We start from the raw sequence: 18,142 nt of genomic DNA on the forward strand, positions 1-18,142 counted from the left end.
CTAGGACTGTCGGAGAATATTGATGCTGTTATTGACCAACCATATTGGCTACGAATCCACGGCTCCAAAGCAGGCTATTCTGCAAACCAAGAAAGCTCGCTTATCAAGTACGACTGCACTTTTGGTGTGTGCCGACAACCATATCACTGTCGGAAGTTTTGATGTGGTTAAACAAGGCCGCGTAGCAAATTGGCATCAAGGGCAATTCTTCACTATCGATTTCAGTTCATTCACTGAATCAGGTCGCTACTACCTACGTTTTGACAACCTACGCTCTGAAGTATTTGTGATTGGTAGCAACCTATTAATGAACCACACGTTTTCTGATGTGCTTCATTACTTTAAGTCACAACGCTGTGGCGGTAGTTTCGACAAAAAAGATCGACAAGCACAAATTATGGGCACTGACAGATACGTCGATGTTCATGGCGGTTGGTACGACGCATCGGGTGATGTAAGTAAGTACTTTAGCCACCTATCTTATGGCAATTATCTCAACCCACAACAAATTCCGATGGTTGTTTGGAACATGCTCAAAAGCGTGCGCTTGACTAGCAATAACCCAGACTTTCCTAAATTCTCTATGACTCGTTTAGTGGAAGAAGCCCTATTCGGTGCCGATTTCTTAGTGCGTATGCAAGACGCTGACGGATACTTTTACATGACGGTATTCGACAAGTGGAGTAAAGACATCAATCAACGTGACATCTGCGCATACGCCACTCAAGAAGGTAACAAATCAACGGACTTGCAAGCGGGCTACCGACAAGGTGCGGGCGTTGCTATCGCCGCATTAGCTGCTGCATCTGAACTTGAAACCTCGGGCAGTTACTCGAGCCACACCTACCTTGAAACGGCTGTTAAGGGTTACTGGCACCTAAAAGAGTACAACCTCCAGTACCTAAACGATGGTGAAGAGAACATCATCGATGAGTATTGTGCCCTGCTCGCAGCCAATGAGCTGTATCGCGTAACTCAAGACCAGCAATACCTAACAGAAGCAAGAACTTGGGCTAGTCGCTTGATCGCACGTCAGCAATCTGATGATTCATTTGAGCACTTTTGGTCAGCTAATGCTGATGGCTCTCGCCCCTATTTCCATGCAGCTGAAGCTGGCCTTCCTGTAATTGCTCTGTGCGAGTACATCGATAATGAAATTGACACTGAGTTGAAAGAACAAGCACGTGTGGTTGTTGAGCAAGCTTGTCAGTTCGAAATCAACATTACCGACAAAGTCATCAACCCATTTGGCTACCCAAGACAATACGTAAAATCTGTCGATGGTGATAAACGTGATGCCTTCTTCGTCGCTCAACAAAACGAAACTGGCTACTGGTGGCAAGGCGAAAACGCGCGTCTTGGCTCAATTGCGACCATGGCGTACTTAGTTCAACCACACATTCAAAATGCCGATCTTCAAAAGCGCTTAATCCAACTGTCACAAAACAGCCTTGATTGGATTTTAGGATTGAATCCTTACCACATGTGCATGCTTGATGGCCACGGTCATAACAACCCAGACTATCTACCACAACTTGGTTTCTTCAATGCCAAAGGCGGGATTTGCAATGGCATCACGGCAGGGTTCGAAGACGAACAAGACATCGCATTCAACCCACCAGCACAGAAAGACGACATGCTTCAAAACTGGCGCTGGGGTGAACAATGGATCCCTCATGGAGCGTGGTATTTGCTAGCAACGGCTGCGCAATTCAACTTCCTAGCACAAAGTAAGGAGCAATAATCATGACGCTTTACTACGTAGGTATTGATGGTGGCGGTACATCTTGCCGTGCTCGCATTCGTGATGACCAAGGCAAACTCATTGGTGAAGCGAAAAGTGGCAGTGCCAACATCCTTTTGGGTGTCGATGTTGCAATGAGTTCAATTGTTGATGCGATTACTAAAGCCGCACAACAAGGGCAACTCAACTCTAACGATTTTTCTAATATGCATGTTGGTTTGGCGCTAGCTGGTGCTGAACAGAAGTCAGCATGGCTCGACTTCATGGCACAAGCACACCCTTTCGCAAGTATGACACTCAATACAGACGCCTATGGTGCATGTATTGGTGCACATAATGGCCAAGACGGCGCGATCATGATTGGTGGTACAGGTTCATGTGGTATCTACCTAAACAACGGCGAACAACACGTGGTTGGTGGTCGTGAATTTCCAATTTCTGACCAAGGCGGCGGCGCAGTGATGGGCCTTCGTTTAATTCAGCAAGTTCTACTCGCTGAAGATGGTATTCGTAACAAAACCCCACTGACTCAACATGTTATGAATCATTTCAATAATGATGTTGATGCGATCGTGCCATGGTCAAAAGGCGCGATTCCAAAAGATTACGGTCAATTCTCTCCCGTCATTTTTCAACTGGCAAATGAAGGCGATGAACTGGCTATAGAGATGCTTAAGCAGACTGCAGCCGATATCGAAATGTTTGTATTAGCGCTGCATCGAAAAGGCGCTGACAAGGTGTGCTTAATGGGAAGTATCGCTGAGCGTATTCTCAACTGGCTATCACCACCAGTACAACAATGGATCGTTAAACCTCAATTTGACGCTATCGAAGGCGCATTGATGTTTGCCGGCAAGTCAAAACACAACTTGTATCAACAGGCTTAGCAGGGAAGTTATATGAATTATCGCATCGACTTAGCTGTTCTTTCTGAACAAAAAAATAACTGCCGATTTGGCCTTACGGTACATAATTTAAGTGACCTCGACGTAAAAGATTGGTCTCTGCATTTTGCATTTGACCGATTCATCCTTCCTGAGAGTCTATCGCAAGGTGAACTGACTCAAGTTGGAAGCTATTGCTCGTTCAAACCAAGTTCGCCCGTGTTAAAGGCCAATAACCATTACTACCTTGAATTCAGTATTCAAAGCGCCCCATTCCGCTTCTATTCTGATGGCCTTAATGATGCCTTTATCCAATCACATCATGATGGCGAAACATCGGTACTGCCTGTCGCGATATCACCCATAGTACTGGCTTCGCCGTACCGTGAACGTAATCAAATACCTGAAGTTAACGCTGCTGAAATTGCATTGATTCCTCAACCAAATCAGATCGAACTCAAGCAAGGTAGCTTCGCGCTAAGCTGTGAATGCAAGATTGAGGTTCAATCTCACCTTGCAGATAAAGCCGTCTCTTGGTTGCAGCAAGAATTACTTTCTACCTTTGAAATATCTCTTTCGAATGAGCTTTCAACTGAACTTTCAAAAGACGAAAGCGGCGACATTCTATTTCGCAGCAATCCAACATTAGACGAAGCAGAATACAAACTCCGCATTACTGAACAACAAATAATTGTTGAATCAGGTAGCCAGTCTGGGTTTACACACGCCGTGGCAAGTCTGATTCAATTGATTCAATTGATTCAACAACTGGATGCCGAAAGTTTTTCTATTCCATGCTGCAAAATCGCCGATCACCCTCGCTTTAAGTACCGAGGCATGATGTTGGACTGCGCGCGTCACTTCCACTCGGTAGAGCAAGTGAAGCGTTTAATCAATCAACTGGCGCACTACAAGTTCAACGTATTTCATTGGCACCTAACTGACGATGAAGGTTGGAGAATTGAGATTAAGAGCCTGCCTCAGCTGACTGAAATCGGCGCTTGGCGAGGTCCTGATCATGCATTAGAACCGCAATACACCCACCTTGCGGATAACTATGGCGGCTTCTACACGCAGCAACAGATTCGCGAAGTCATTGAATACGCAGAGCAACGCAGCATCACGGTGATCCCTGAGATTGACATCCCAGGCCACTGCCGCGCCGCGATAAAATCACTACCAGACATGCTAGTTGAGCAAGCAGACACCACACAATACAAGAGTATTCAGCACTACAACGACAACGTGCTAAATCCAGGTTTACCGGGTACTTACCAATTCCTAGATGCTGTGATTGAAGAAGTTGCAGAGCTTTTCCCTAGCGAATTGATCCACATGGGCGCAGACGAAGTACCACCCGGTGCGTGGACCAATAGCCCTGCCGCTCAAGCACTGATGAAAGAGCACCAGTACCAAGACAGCAAAGATCTACAAGGTCACCTATTCCGCTATGCCGAAAACAAACTCAAGCAACTCGGCAAGCGCATGGTGGGCTGGGAAGAAGCACAGCACGGCGACAAGGTGAGCAAAGAGACCATCATCTATTCATGGCTCAGTGAAGAAGCCGCTATCAATTGTGCTCGCCAAGGCTTTGATGTGGTGCTGCAACCAGCACAGTTTACCTATCTCGACATGACCCAAGATTATGCACCGGAAGAACCGGGCGTAGATTGGGCTGCCGTTATCCCCTTAGAACAAGCTTATACCTACGAAGCCCTCGCTGAGATATCCGACACCGATCCAATTCGTAAGCGGATCCGCGGAATTCAGTGTGCTCTATGGTGTGAGATCGTTACCAATCAAAAGCGCATGGATTACATGGTATTTCCAAGAATTAGCGCTTTAGCTGAAGGATGTTGGACACATAAAAACAACCGAAACTGGCTAGATTACCTATCTCGCCTAAAGGGCCACCTGCCATTACTCGACAGACTCAATGTTGATTATCGCAACCCTTGGAAAGCTCAATAAAACGAAACCAAAGCACACTCAAGTCGAGTACTTGCTTCCCCTGATTAAGGTGCTCAGTCAGATTCGACTCAGCATCACTATTTAAAAATTAGCTGCATAGATGCAGTTTGTTAAAAAGGAAATGACAATGAAATACGGCTATTTCGATAACGACAATCGCGAATACGTCATCACTCGCCCTGATGTACCAGCACCTTGGACCAATTACCTAGGTACTGAAAAATTTTGTACCGTAATTTCGCACAATGCGGGCGGTTACTCGTTCTACAATTCTCCGGAATACAACCGTGTTACTAAATTCCGTCCAAACGGCACCTTCGACCGTCCAGGACACTATGTTTACCTGCGTGATGATGAGACGAGCGATTACTGGTCTATCTCTTGGCAGCCTGTGGCAAAGAGCCTAGATGAAGCGAACTACGAAGTACGCCATGGCCTGTCATACTCAAAATTCAAGTGTGAATACAGTGGTATTACAGCAACCAAAACGTTATTCGTTCCTAAGGGTGAAGATGCGGAAGTTTGGGACGTGGTACTAAAGAACAACACTGACAAACCAAGAACCATCAGTACTTTCTCATTTGTTGAGTTCTCGTTCAGCCACATCCAATCGGATAATCAGAACCATCAGATGTCTTTGTACTCTGCGGGTACGTCTTACCAAGAAGGTGTTCTTGAATACGACCTGTACTACAACACTAACGACTTTGAAGGTTTCTACTACCTAGCTTCAACTTTCTCACCAGATAGCTACGACGGCCAACGTGACAACTTCCTTGGCATGTACCGTGATGAAGCGAACCCAATTGCCGTTGAGAACGGTAAATGTTCTAACAGCGCTCAAACCTGTTACAACCACTGTGGTTCTCTGCACAAGCAATTTACGATTCAGCCGGGTGAAGAAGTTCGCTTTGCTTATGTACTCGGTATCGGTAAAGGCAACGGCGAGCGCCTACGTGAAAAGTACCAAGACACAGCCAACGTCGATGCCGCTTTCCAAGGCATCAAAGATCACTGGGACGAGCGTTGCAACAAATTCCAAGTTAAGTCTCCAAACGAAGGCTTAGACACCATGATCAACACATGGACGCTATACCAAGCGGAAACCTGTGTTGTTTGGTCTCGCTTTGCATCCTTCATTGAAGTGGGTGGTCGTACTGGCCTTGGTTACCGTGATACTGCGCAAGACGCAATCTCAGTACCTCATGCCAACCCACAAATGACCAAGAAACGTATTATCGACCTGCTTCGCGGCCAAGTGAAAGCGGGCTATGGTCTACACTTGTTCGATCCAGACTGGTTCGATCCAGAAAAAGCAGACGTTGAACCTTCAAAATCACCAACGGTTGTTCCAACACCGTCAGATGACGACAAGATCCACGGCATTGAAGACACCTGTTCTGATGATCACTTATGGATCGTTCCGACTATCATCAAGTATGTAATGGAAACCGGTGAACACGACTTCTTTGATGAAGTAATTCCATACGCAGACGGTGGCGAAGCGACCGTTTATGAACACATGAAAGCGGCACTGAACTTCTCTGCAGAATACGTGGGGCAAACCGGTATCTGTAAGGGTCTTCGTGCAGACTGGAATGACTGTTTAAACCTTGGTGGCGGTGAATCTTCAATGGTTTCATTCTTGCACTTCTGGGCTCTACAAGAATTCCTAGATCTTGCTAAGTTCCGTAATAACGATGCTGACGTTGCTAAATACACAGAAATGGCCGCGAACGTACGTGAAGCGTGTGAAACACACCTATGGGATGACGAAGGTGGCTGGTACATCCGTGGTCTAACAAAAAATGGCGACAAGATCGGTACCGCTCAACAAGCTGAAGGTCGTGTACACCTTGAGTCAAACACGCTAGCGGTTCTATCTGGCGCGGTTTCTCAAGAGCGTGGCGAGAAAGCGATGGACGCTGTTGATGAGAACCTATTCTCTGAATACGGCTTGCACCTAAATTCTCCTTCATTCGCAACACCAAACGATGATATCGGCTTTGTGACTCGCGTTTATCAAGGCGTAAAAGAGAATGGCGCAATCTTCTCTCACCCGAACCCATGGGCTTGGGTAGCAGAAGCGAAGCTAGGTCGTGGTGACCGTGCGATGAAGTTCTACGACGCACTGAACCCGTACAACCAAAACGACATGATTGAAACACGTTACGCAGAACCATACTCGTACGTGCAGTTCATCATGGGTAAAGATCATCAAGACCATGGTCGTGCAAACCACCCTTGGTTAACGGGTACCTCTGGTTGGGCTTACTTCGCGGTAACCAACTTTATTCTTGGTGTTCGCACAGGCTTTGAAGGATTAACAGTCGATCCTTGTATCCCGACTGATTGGCCGGAATTCGAGGTTACTCGTCAATGGCGTGGCGCGACTTACAACATCACAGTGCAAAACCCGAATGCAGTAAGCAAAGGGGTTACCTCTATCACTATCAACGGTGAGTCAGTTGAAGGTGCAATCCCAGTACAAGCAGAAGGCAGCGTGAACGATGTTGTCGTTGTTCTAGGCTAGTCACTTAATTTAACGAACAGCTCTTGCCTCAAGTCTTTATCGACTTGAGGCAATGAGACTAAAAGGATTTTCTAATGATTAAATTTGGTACAGGTGGCTGGCGCGCTTTCATTGGTGAAGAATTCACCAGAGACAATGTTCGCCTTGTAGCGCAAGCGCTCGCTAACATCATCAATAATGAAGATGCAGCCAAGAATGGCTTCGTTATTGGCTATGACCGTCGCTTCCTTTCAGATAAAGCGGCATGCTGGTTTGCAGAAGTACTTGCGGCGAACAACATCAAAGTAAGCTTCATTGATAAGTTCGTTCCAACACCTATCGTGATGTTCCAAGCAAAAGAGATGGGATGTATTTACTCTGCGTGTATTACCGCTTCTCACAACCCAGCGGACTATAACGGCATAAAGATCTTCATTGAAGGTGGACGCGATGCTGACGAGATCATCACAGAGAAGATCGAACAGCAAATCGCAACACTGACCAACGAAGATGTTATACGAGTCGATTTCGAACAAGCGTTAAACGACAAAGAAATCGAGATCATCAACCCGATGAACGACTTTGTTGATTCAATCATCAACTTCATTGATATCGACTCGATAAAGAAAGCCAACCTGCGCGTACTGATTGACCCAATGTTTGGTGTTGCGAAAAATGCTCTGCAAACCGTACTGATCAACGGTCGCTGTGATGTCGACGTAATCAACGATGGTAAGAACCCAGATTTCGGCGGTCTTATGCCGTCCCCAAATGCAGCAACGCTATACCGCCTAAAACATTTAGTGGCAGCTGAAGGCTATGACATTGGTATTGGTACTGATGGCGATGCCGACCGTTTAGGCATCATTGATGAGAAAGGTCACTTTATTCATCCTAACGAAGTGCTACTCCTACTTTACTACTACTTACTGGAATACAAAGGCTGGAAGGGCTCTGTCGTTCGTAACATCGCCACCACGCATCTACTCGACAAAGTAGCGGCAGATCATGGTGAGAAGAGCTTTGAGGTTCCTGTAGGCTTTAAGCATATCAGCTCTCAAATGGAAGCAGATGATTCACTGATTGGTGGTGAAAGCTCGGGAGGTTTAACCATTCGAGGTCATATCAAAGGTAAGGATGGCGTATTTGCTTCAAGCTTACTGGTTGAGATGATCAGTGTAACAGGTAAAAAGTTATCTGAGTTACTTGATGAAATCTACTCTAAGTATGGCTATGCCTACACGGCAGAAGGAGATTGCCAGTTTAAGCCTTCAGAGAAAGAAGCGCTCTACACCAAGATTTACGTAGAGAAGCAACTGCCTGAATTTGAATACGAAATTGAAAAAGTTAGCTATGAAGATGGTGCCAAAGTGTACTTCAAGAATGGCGGATGGGTCATTGCTCGCTTCTCCGGAACAGAGCCGTTACTGCGAATCTTCGCAGAAATGGAAGATAAAGACACTGCAGAACGTGTTCTTCAAAAAGTGAAAGACTTCCTCTCTCTATAGATTTATAGAGTGCAGCAGTTTTGAATGGGACTTAACAAACCACTGCCTTGTTAAAGCCTGTAGGTGAAGAACTCTTGCCCAGTACTCTGTATCAAAGTGCTGGGCTTTTTTACGAATGTATTTTACTTTTCGGCAGAACGATACTTACTGCGTATCATTAAAACGCCAATACACCTTTGGTATCTACTTTGACGGTGACTGGCATACCAACACCTAGAGCCTCAGAAGACGTTGCTAACAGTTTCTGACCGTTAGCTTCAATCACATAACGACAGTGGTCGCCCATAAATTGTTGTTCCAACACGGACAGGTTACTGTCGACATCATGACTCGCCACTATATGCTGTGGTCTTAGTAACAACGCACATTCCGCTCCCACTTCGATTTGAGTTTGTGCTTTCGCTTCTATCAGACCCAAGCTCGTTTCAAATTCATTATCTGAAATACGCTGTGCATTCAAGTAGCTACCACCACCTAAGAAATCAGCAACAAACTTACTCGATGGGTGGAAGTACAACTCAGATGCTGAACCATATTGCTCAATCACACCATGGTTCATTACCGCCATTTTATCTGAAAAAGCGAATGCTTCTTCACGGCTGTGCGTTACAAAAATAGCAGTAACACCCTGCTTTTTAAATATTTTACGAATCTGAGAGATCAACTCATGGCGAACTTGAGTATCAATATTTGAGAAGGGTTCATCCAATAATAATAAGTCTGGCTTGTACGCTAAAGAACGAGCAATCGCTACGCGCTGCTGTTGACCACCAGAAAGTTGATGTGGGTATCGGTCACCGAATTCATCTAAGTGAACTAGCTCCAACATCTCTTGAACTTTCTCTTTCTTTTGCTGTTCAGAAAGACCTTTGAGGCCAAAGCAGATATTCTGGTTTACCGTCAAGTGCGGAAACAGGGCGTAATCTTGAAAGATCATTCCGATGTTTCTCTGCTCAGGTGGTAACCAGTTGTCTCCATCGTCGATGGTTTGACAGTTCAAGCTCATGACGCCACTACTCAATGGAAGCAAGCCGGCAATCGCTTTAAGCAGCGTAGTCTTACCACAACCACTGGCACCAAGCAGACAAACAATTTCACCATGCTCAACTTCTAAAGAAAGAGATTCCAAAATAGTTTGGGACTCGTACTTACAAGTCAGATCTTTAATTGATAATGCACAACTCATTAGTGTTTCTGCTCCAAGGAACGGTTTACGATGATCAGCGGAATTAAACCCACCAAGACTAACAACACAGCAGGCATGGCTGCTAATTCAAGGTGCTCATCTGACGCATAGTTATAAACATAAGTCGCGAGCGTTTCGAAATTAAAAGGACGCAGCAACAATGCCGCATTCAACTCTTTCATTGATTCGATAAACACCAATAAGCCTGCAATCAGTGCACCACGCTTAATCAGAGGGAGATGCACACGACGTAACATCTGGTTGGTGTTACAACCCATTGTTTTAGATGCCATATCCAATGAAGGAGAAACTTTACTCAAGCTACTTTCAATGCTGCCAATTGCAACCGCTGAAAAACGCACGACCATGGCAAAGATAAGTGCAAACATAGAACCAGAGAAGATCAAACCTGGTCCTGTCCATTCCATCACTTTTGCAATATCGTTGACTAAGTGATCCATAAACAAAACTGGGACCATCACACCAATGGCTAACACGGTGCCTGGAACGGCATAGCCCATGGAAGCGATACGCATATAAGCCTGATTTTTCTTACTTGGGCTAACACGTTGATTGAAGTTCACAATCAAAGCAATAACGACACCAATAATTGCAGCAACTACCGAAACATAAAGGCTATTAACGGCATACTCTCTAAATTCAGGGGTCCAGCTTTGAGCAAAATATTTGTAGGCATAAATCATTAACTGGGCAAGAGGGAACAAGAATGCGACACACACCAACCCCCAACACCAAAACAATGCTAACCACTTCTTCCAACCGGAAAGGTCGTAACGAAAATCTTCACGACTACTGAATTGATTCTGGAATAATTTCTGTTTGCGACGGCTATAGCGCTCTGAACTCAATAGTAGGATCACGATAATCAGCATAATCGCCGATATTTTCGCAGCAGCCGTTAAGCTTGAGTAACCTAACCAAGTATCGTAAACCGCAGTCGTTAAGGTATTGACTGCAAAGTAACTTACGGTACCAAAGTCACCAATGGTTTCCATTGCAACCAGTGATAGCCCGACCGCCATTGATGGACGAACAAGCGGCAAGGAAATACGACGAAAGCTTTCCCAAGGTGAACACTTTAACAACCGAGCGGATTGCAATAAGGAGACGTTTTGCTCCATAAAAGCCGCGCGGCATAGCAAATAAACATAGGGGTAAAGAACAAGTGACAGAACAATAATAGCTCCGAACAAGGTTCTAATGTCTGGGAACCAGTACTCTCCGGGCCCCCAGCCTGTTAAATCTCGTAGCAGAATTTGAACCGGACCAGCAAAGTCGAACCAATCGGTAAAGATATACCCGACAATATAGCCTGGCATGGCTAATGGCAGCACTAACGCCCACTGTAAAACGCGCTCTCCTGGAACACGGCACATTGCCATAATCCAAGCTGACGGAATACCAAAAGCCAAAGACAGGAATAAGGTTCCTATGACTAAAACCACCGTATTATAAGTATAGGTGGGCATTACTGTGGACATAAGATGAGAAAACAGCTCATCTGTTTCTCCAACAGCAGTCGTAAAAATCGCTAAAATCGGTAAAACCAGCAATACAGCAATGATGCAGCTACTGGTGTTCCATAAATAATTCTTTTCTTTCATCGCCTAACTACAACGAGGCTTAATGAAACACAAATGCATTTGCAAATACATCTCATATCCTTTTAATGGGGGGGTTATTTATACCCATATACTGTAATGACTTCAAGGTGAGATGCTCATAACTCTGGGGATTAACGGGGAGCTTTGTATCAAAAAGTGATTTTCCAAAACAAAACAACCCCAAGTTACCGAAATGGCGGCTTGAGGCTGTCATTTTACTTGGGCCGAAGCCTACAGTAAAAAATTATAGATCGAACTTAACTTCGTCTAGTAGCTTGATTGCAGCTGCGTGGTGGTCAGCAATCTGATCTAGAGAAATTGTATCAGCTTTGAATTCACCCCAAGAAGCAACAAGCTCTGAAGGTTTAACATCAGCTTTAACTGGGTATTCGTAGTTCACTTCTGCGTACATGCCTTGCGCCACGTCACCAGATAGGAATTCCATTAGCTTAACTGCGTTCTCTTTATTTGGAGAGAATTTAGCCATTGCCATACCAGAGATATTTACGTGAGTACCTGTTGTCTCTTGGTTAGGGAAGTTAAGGTAAACAGCGTCAGCCCAAGCTTTTTGCTCTTTATCGTTAACCATCTTACCTAAGTAGTAGCTGTTACCAAGAGAAACGTCACATAGACCTTCTTTGATCGCTTTAACTTGTGCACGGTCATTACCTTGAGGCTTACGTGCTAGGTTTGCTTTTACGCCTTCTAGCCATTCTTTCGTTTCAGCTTCACCTTTGTGAGCAATCATCGAAGATACTAGAGAAACGTTGTATGGGTGCTTACCACTACGTGTACAGATTTTACCTTTGAATTCTGGCTTAGCTAGATCAGCGTAAGTGAAATCTTCACCTAGACGACCAACACGGTCACGAGAAGAGTAAACGCTACGTGTACGAGTTGTTAGAGCGAACCACTCGTTAGCTGTGTCTTGGTACTGAGCTGGGATATTCTTTTCTAGAACATCACTTTCTACAGCTTGAACTAAACCTTTTTCAGTTAGCTCAGATAGACGGCTGATATCAACAGTTAATACCACATCTGCTGGGCTGTATTCGCCCTCTTGAGCTAGCTTCTCTGCTAAACCTTTCTTAGCAAACTTAACATTCACCTCGATGCCTGTCTCTTTTGTGAACTCATCAAACATAGGTTCAACAAGGAAAGGTTGACGGTAAGAGTATACGTTTACTTCTTCAGCAGCGATTGCAGCCGTTGGTGCGATTGCGCTACATGCTAGAGCTGAAAGAGTTAGCAATTTTTTCATTGGTAAAGTCCTTTATATCGAAATGATAATCTATATCAGTTGCGTTATTATATTTATTAAAATATTAATTTCAATGATAGAGCACAAAAAAACCTGCTCATGAGAGCAGGTTTCAAGTGGGTAATATGTAAATATTTGTAAATTATGGATTAATACATAATGTTCTATTTTACAGACACAAACTCTGGATAGGCGCCGACACCACAATCGTGCATGTCCATACCTTCAAGTTCTTCATCTTCAGTTACTCGGATACCGATTGTTGCTTTAAGCACTGCCCATACCGCTAGGCTAGCACCGAATACCCATGCAAAGATTACTGCTGCACCCAATAGTTGAGCACCAAACGTTGCATCAGCATTGCTTAGTGGCACAGCCATTAGACCGAAGAAACCACACACACCGTGTACCGATATAGCACCTACTGGATCATCAATCTTAGCTTTGTCTAGAGCGATGATGCTGAATACAACCAATGCACCAGATACCGAACCAATCGCTACAGCAAATAAAGGTGATGGTGATAAAGGATCGGCAGTGATTGCTACTAGGCCAGCTAACGCGCCGTTAAGAATCATTGTTAGGTCAGCTTTACCCCAAGTCGTTTTACATACTAGTAGTGCTGCGATAGCACCTGCTGCTGCTGCTGCGTTAGTGTTAAGGAAGATTTGGCCAACCGCTGTCGCGTTCTCAAAGTCAGAAACCATAAGTTGAGAACCACCGTTGAAACCGAACCAACCAAACCAAAGGATAAATGTACCTAGCGTTGCCAGTGGCATGTTTGAACCTGGAATCGGGTAGATCTCACCGTTCTTACCATATTTACCTTTACGAGCACCCAGCAGAAGAACACCCGCTAAGGCTGCTGAAGCACCAGCCATATGTACGATACCTGAACCAGCAAAGTCACTGAAGCCGGCTTCTGATAGGAAACCACCGCCCCAAGTCCAGTAACCTTCCATTGGGTAGATGAATGCTGTTAGCACGACAGAGAAGATAAGGAATGACCAAAGTTTCATTCGCTCAGCAACCGCGCCAGATACCACAGACATTGCTGTTGCAACGAAAACGACTTGGAAGAAGAAGTCTGATTCTAATGAGTGGTCTGCCCCTTCGCCTTGAGTACCAATCAGAGTACCAAATGACGGTAACCAGCCACCTTCGCCGTTATCGACATACATAATGTTGTAACCAACGACTAAGAAAGTCGTACAAGCAATCGCGTACAAACAAATGTTCTTAGTTAAAATTTCTGTGGTGTTCTTCGAACGAACAAGGCCAGCTTCTAACATCGCGAAGCCTGCAGCCATCCACATGACCAACGCACCTGAAATGAGAAAGAAAAAAGTGTCTAGTGCGTAACGTAGTTCCGTTACTGTTGTTGTAAGTTCCATATTAAAGTCTCCAGTCCTTGTAATTCTTTAAAGTGCTTCAGCATCCATTTCACCGGTACGAATTCGTACGGCTTGGCTTAGGTCATACACAAAAATTTTGCCATCGCCGATTTTTCCGGTGTGTGCCGCTTGGCTAATCGCTTCAACAACTCGGTCAACATTTTCAGCTTGGGTTGCAATCTCTAGCTTTACCTTTGGTAGGAAGTCCACCTGGTACTCTGCACCACGATACAATTCAGTGTGCCCCTTCTGACGACCAAAGCCTTTCACTTCAGAAACCGTCATACCTTCAATACCCACATCAGAGAGCGCTTCGCGTACATCGTCTAATTTGAACGGCTTTACAATGGCATTTATTAATTTCATATTCTTTCCTTAAATTCTTCACTTAATCCGTTAATACTCTTATTACAATCCAAGTAGCGTGCCAGAAATTTAAGTTGTTGATTTTAAATAAAATAGAAACAATACCGTTTTGGAAACGAAAAAGGCCGCACCAATGTGGTGCGGCCTTTTCACTATCTTAATGCGTTGCACTGTCGTTGCTCTAGTTTTGGGCCACGAAACTTTCACGATGCAAAATCATTAGCAACTAGTAACCTAAAAAATCAATCCAACGTTCGATGAGCAACTCGAAATCGTCAATTCCGCAGCTTGCTTCGCTTTCACAATTATAGAAATCGAACTCACTGCCCTCTTCCATCTCTTGTTCGTGCCCTAGCACATTTTCTTGAATCGTTACGTCGTCTTCATTGATCGCTAGGCTGATCTCTTTGCCTAGTAGCGTCACTTCATTGCTCAGATCTTGTCGAGATTGCTCAATCAACGCCATCACATGATCCAGTTTCTGCTTATCTTTCCCGATCTCTTCTTGAAGCCAGCGGCCAACAATTTCATGACCCATGCTGCACTTTACATAGTACTCGCCCATTAAAGTGTTTCGTGTAAATTCAAATTCCATAAAGGCTCCGCGCACTAATGACAGATAGGGTAAAAAATGAGGCGAGAGTATATAGCGAAGTCATCAAGAGATCGAGTCGCTCGTAAACTAACATTCAGACATAAAAAAACGCCTACCGAAGTAGACGCTCTATCATTTGGGTTCCTCTAAATAGTTGGAGTTGCAGCTAGGCGACAAGTACGTTCATCCCTATGAGCATAGAAGCTCTATGTGACTAGGGCGGCCGGCGCTCCGGTGAACGTACGCAGTCAACAACGCTGCAGCTACAAATATAACGAGGAACTAAGCTGGTTCTTGGAAGATAACTGTGTCTGCTTTATCCGTGTACTGACCCATTTTATGGAAGTTCAGGTAACGGTATGTATCAGCAGCCGTTGCATTAATCTTCTCAGCGTACTCTAAGTACTCTTCTTTCGTTGGGATACGACCTAGAATCGCGCCAACAGCAGAAAGCTCAGCAGAAGCCAGATAAACGTTCGCGCCATTACCTAAACGGTTCGGGAAGTTACGAGTAGACGTAGACATAACCGTCGAAGCATCAGCAACACGAGCTTGGTTACCCATACATAATGAACAACCCGGAGTTTCAATACGAACCCCAGCACGACCGAAGATGCCGTAGTAGCCTTCTTCTGTCAGTTGGTCTTTATCCATCTTAGTTGGCGGAGCAACCCATAGGCGAGTATTTAAAGAGCCATTAAACTCTTCTAGCATCTTACCTGCAGCACGGAAGTGACCGATGTTGGTCATACAAGAACCGATGAACACTTCTTGAATCTCAGTGCCTTGAACGTCAGAAAGAAGACGAGCATCATCTGGATCGTTTGGTGCACATAGGATTGGTTGATCGATGTCAGCAAGATCAATCTCGATAACGTGTGCGTATTCCGCATCTGAATCAGCAGATAGCAACTCAGGGTTCGCTAACCACTCTTCCATTGCGGTAATACGACGCTCAATCGTACGAACATCACCGTAACCTTCAGCGATCATCCACTTAAGCATAACGATATTCGAGTTCAGGTACTCATCGATAGACTCTTGAGATAGCTTAACCGTACAACCTGCCGCAGAACGCTCTGCTGATGCATCTGAAAGTTCAAATGCTTGCTCAACAGATAGGTGCTCAACACCTTCGATTTCTAGTACACGACCAGAGAACTCATTGATCTTTCCTGCTTTCTCTACCGTTAGTAGACCTTGCTTGATACCGTAAAGCGGAATTGCATGTACTAGGTCACGTAGTGTGATACCCGGTTGCATTTCGCCTTTAAAGCGAACCAAGATAGATTCAGGCATATCAAGAGGCATAACGCCTGTTGCCGCAGCAAATGCTACCAAACCAGAACCAGCAGGGAATGAAATACCTAGAGGGAAACGAGTATGCGAGTCACCACCTGTACCTACAGTATCAGGCAGAAGCATACGGTTTAGCCATGAGTGAATAACACCATCGCCCGGACGAAGTGAAACACCTGCACGGTTCATGATGAAATCAGGCAGTGTATGGTGAGTGTTTACATCAACTGGTTTCGGGTATGCAGATGTGTGACAGAAAGACTGCATCACAAGATCTGCAGAGAAACCAAGACAAGCCAGATCTTTCAGCTCATCACGCGTCATAGGACCCGTAGTATCTTGAGAACCCACTGTCGTCATTTTAGGTTCGCAGTACTGACCCGCACGCACACCTTCAACGCCACACGCTTTACCTACCATCTTCTGAGCTAATGTGTAGCCTTTATCAGAAGCAGAAGGATCGATTGGTTTAGCAAACAGATCGGTTTCAGCTAGGCCTAGAGCATCACGAGCACGACCCGTTAGGCCACGACCAATGATCAGTGGAATACGGCCACCAGCACGCACTTCATCAAGAAGTACTTTGCTTAGCTCAAAGTTTGAAATCACAGAACCGTTCTTGTGAACAACACCTTCGTACGGGTAGATATCAATGACATCGCCCATGTTCATGTCTTGTACGTTCAGTTCAATGGGTAGTGCGCCTGAATCTTCCATTGTGTTGTAGAAGATTGGGGCAATTTTACCACCCAGACAAACACCGCCAGTACGCTTGTTTGGTACGAATGGGATATCTTCACCCATGAACCAAAGTACTGAGTTTGTTGCCGATTTACGAGAAGAACCTGTACCAACAACATCACCAACGTAAGCCAGTGGAATGCCGTCTTTTTGCATTTCTTCAATTTGATTGATTGGACCAACGCTACCCTGTTCATCAGGAGTAATGCCATCACGTTCCATCTTCAGCATCGCTTTCGCGTGCACTGGGATATCAGGACGTGACCATGCATCAGGCGCTGGTGATAAGTCATCAGTGTTAGTTTCACCGGTAACTTTAAATACTTTAACGGTGATCTTTTCCGCTACTTTGTTTTTCGCTGTAAACCATTCAGCATCAGCCCAAGATTGAAGTACTTGTTGTGCTGAAGCATTACCTGCTTTCGCTTTATCTTCTACATCGTAAAACGCATCGAACATCAGTAGAGTATGAGACAGGGCTTTAACTGCGATTGGAGCAAGCTCAGCATCGTCTAACAGAGACACTAGAGACTCGATGTTGTAACCACCTTGCATAGTACCAAGCAGTTGTGCAGCTTTTGCTTTGCTTACTAGTGGAGAAGCTACTTCACCTTTAGTGATAGCCGTAAGGAAGCCAGCTTTTACGTAAGCAGCTTCATCTACACCCGGTGGAATGCGATTTTCTAGTAGCTCAAGAATGATTTCTTCTTCACCTTGAGGTGGATTCTTTAGAAGTTCAACTAGGCCAGCGACTTGCTCAGCATCTAGTGGTCTTGGGACAACTCCCTCGGCAGCACGTTCTTCGACGTGTTTACGGTAGGCTTCAAGCACGACTTTTTTCCTCTCATTGCGGTTCACTTCTTACCTTCATAATTATTAGTAAAATAAAGAAGCGAACATCCTTGGAAACTTGGCTCTCCATTGCCATTTTTGTCATTCAATTTGTATTGATGAGCGGCATCATAGAGGCCAAACTGTGGGCGGTAGAATAGCAAATTTAACGTTAAATTAAAATCTTATCATTTTGACCAACATAGCAAGTTAAGACGAAAGTCC

The 18,142-nt window shown here is 44.9% G+C and carries 12 protein-coding genes; 5 read left to right on the forward strand and 7 right to left on the reverse strand.

Annotation, left to right across the window (positions count from 1 at the left end; genetic code table 11):
- Window positions 1-22: 22 nt before the first annotated feature.
- The 5 genes from AB6E08_RS03395 to AB6E08_RS03415 all read left to right on the forward strand — a co-directional run bounded on the left by AB6E08_RS03395 (window position 23) and on the right by AB6E08_RS03415 (window position 8,619).
- Window positions 23-1,744 carry a glycoside hydrolase family 9 protein gene (locus tag AB6E08_RS03395; protein ID WP_371694969.1) on the forward strand — a complete coding sequence of 574 codons (1,722 nt, stop codon included), beginning with the start codon at window positions 23-25 and terminating at the stop codon, window positions 1,742-1,744.
- A 2-nt stretch (window positions 1,745-1,746) separates the two neighbouring features.
- On the forward strand, window positions 1,747-2,631 hold the full coding sequence (locus tag AB6E08_RS03400) for a BadF/BadG/BcrA/BcrD ATPase family protein (RefSeq protein WP_372065819.1): 885 nt from the start codon (window positions 1,747-1,749) through the stop codon (window positions 2,629-2,631).
- Between the two features lie 12 nt (window positions 2,632-2,643).
- On the forward strand, window positions 2,644-4,599 hold the full coding sequence (locus AB6E08_RS03405) for a beta-N-acetylhexosaminidase (protein WP_372065816.1): 1,956 nt from the start codon (window positions 2,644-2,646) through the stop codon (window positions 4,597-4,599).
- A 127-nt stretch (window positions 4,600-4,726) separates the two neighbouring features.
- The gene (locus AB6E08_RS03410) at window positions 4,727-7,132 is read left to right on the forward strand and encodes a GH36-type glycosyl hydrolase domain-containing protein (protein ID WP_372065813.1); all 2,406 of its coding nucleotides are present in this window, start codon (window positions 4,727-4,729) and stop codon (window positions 7,130-7,132) included.
- A gap of 74 nt (window positions 7,133-7,206) precedes the next feature.
- Window positions 7,207-8,619: a phosphoglucomutase/phosphomannomutase family protein gene (locus AB6E08_RS03415; RefSeq protein ID WP_009847570.1), complete on the forward strand. Its 1,413-nt coding sequence runs from the start codon at window positions 7,207-7,209 to the stop codon at window positions 8,617-8,619.
- Between the two features lie 157 nt (window positions 8,620-8,776).
- Here AB6E08_RS03415 and AB6E08_RS03420 read toward each other — a convergent pair whose 3' ends face one another.
- From AB6E08_RS03420 to acnB, 7 genes are all read right to left on the reverse strand, one after another.
- Window positions 8,777-9,805 (reverse strand): ABC transporter ATP-binding protein, encoded by a 1,029-nt coding sequence (locus AB6E08_RS03420; protein WP_017097323.1) that lies wholly within the window; start codon window positions 9,803-9,805, stop codon window positions 8,777-8,779.
- The gene (locus AB6E08_RS03425; RefSeq protein ID WP_012604720.1) at window positions 9,805-11,430 is read right to left on the reverse strand and encodes an iron ABC transporter permease; all 1,626 of its coding nucleotides are present in this window, start codon (window positions 11,428-11,430) and stop codon (window positions 9,805-9,807) included. Before AB6E08_RS03425 ends, AB6E08_RS03420 begins: the two co-directional genes overlap by 1 nt.
- 244 nt (window positions 11,431-11,674) lie before the next feature.
- On the reverse strand, window positions 11,675-12,691 hold the full coding sequence (locus tag AB6E08_RS03430) for a Fe(3+) ABC transporter substrate-binding protein (protein WP_012604721.1): 1,017 nt from the start codon (window positions 12,689-12,691) through the stop codon (window positions 11,675-11,677).
- Window positions 12,692-12,855: 164 nt separating this feature from the next.
- Window positions 12,856-14,085, reverse strand: coding sequence for an ammonium transporter (locus AB6E08_RS03435; RefSeq protein WP_017097325.1), 1,230 nt, complete (start codon window positions 14,083-14,085; stop codon window positions 12,856-12,858).
- A gap of 27 nt (window positions 14,086-14,112) precedes the next feature.
- Window positions 14,113-14,451 carry a P-II family nitrogen regulator gene (glnK, locus tag AB6E08_RS03440; protein ID WP_004738200.1) on the reverse strand — a complete coding sequence of 113 codons (339 nt, stop codon included), beginning with the start codon at window positions 14,449-14,451 and terminating at the stop codon, window positions 14,113-14,115.
- A gap of 226 nt (window positions 14,452-14,677) precedes the next feature.
- Window positions 14,678-15,046 (reverse strand): YacL family protein, encoded by a 369-nt coding sequence (locus AB6E08_RS03445; RefSeq protein WP_029223087.1) that lies wholly within the window; start codon window positions 15,044-15,046, stop codon window positions 14,678-14,680.
- Between the two features lie 282 nt (window positions 15,047-15,328).
- Complete coding sequence (gene acnB / locus AB6E08_RS03450) at window positions 15,329-17,917, reverse strand: bifunctional aconitate hydratase 2/2-methylisocitrate dehydratase (RefSeq protein WP_029225612.1); 2,589 nt, start codon at window positions 17,915-17,917, stop codon at window positions 15,329-15,331.
- Between the last annotated feature and the right edge of the window lie 225 nt (window positions 17,918-18,142).

This window comes from Vibrio sp. 10N.247.310.24 (assembly GCF_041467175.1).
Classification (GTDB): Bacteria; Pseudomonadota; Gammaproteobacteria; order Enterobacterales; family Vibrionaceae; genus Vibrio; species Vibrio tasmaniensis_A.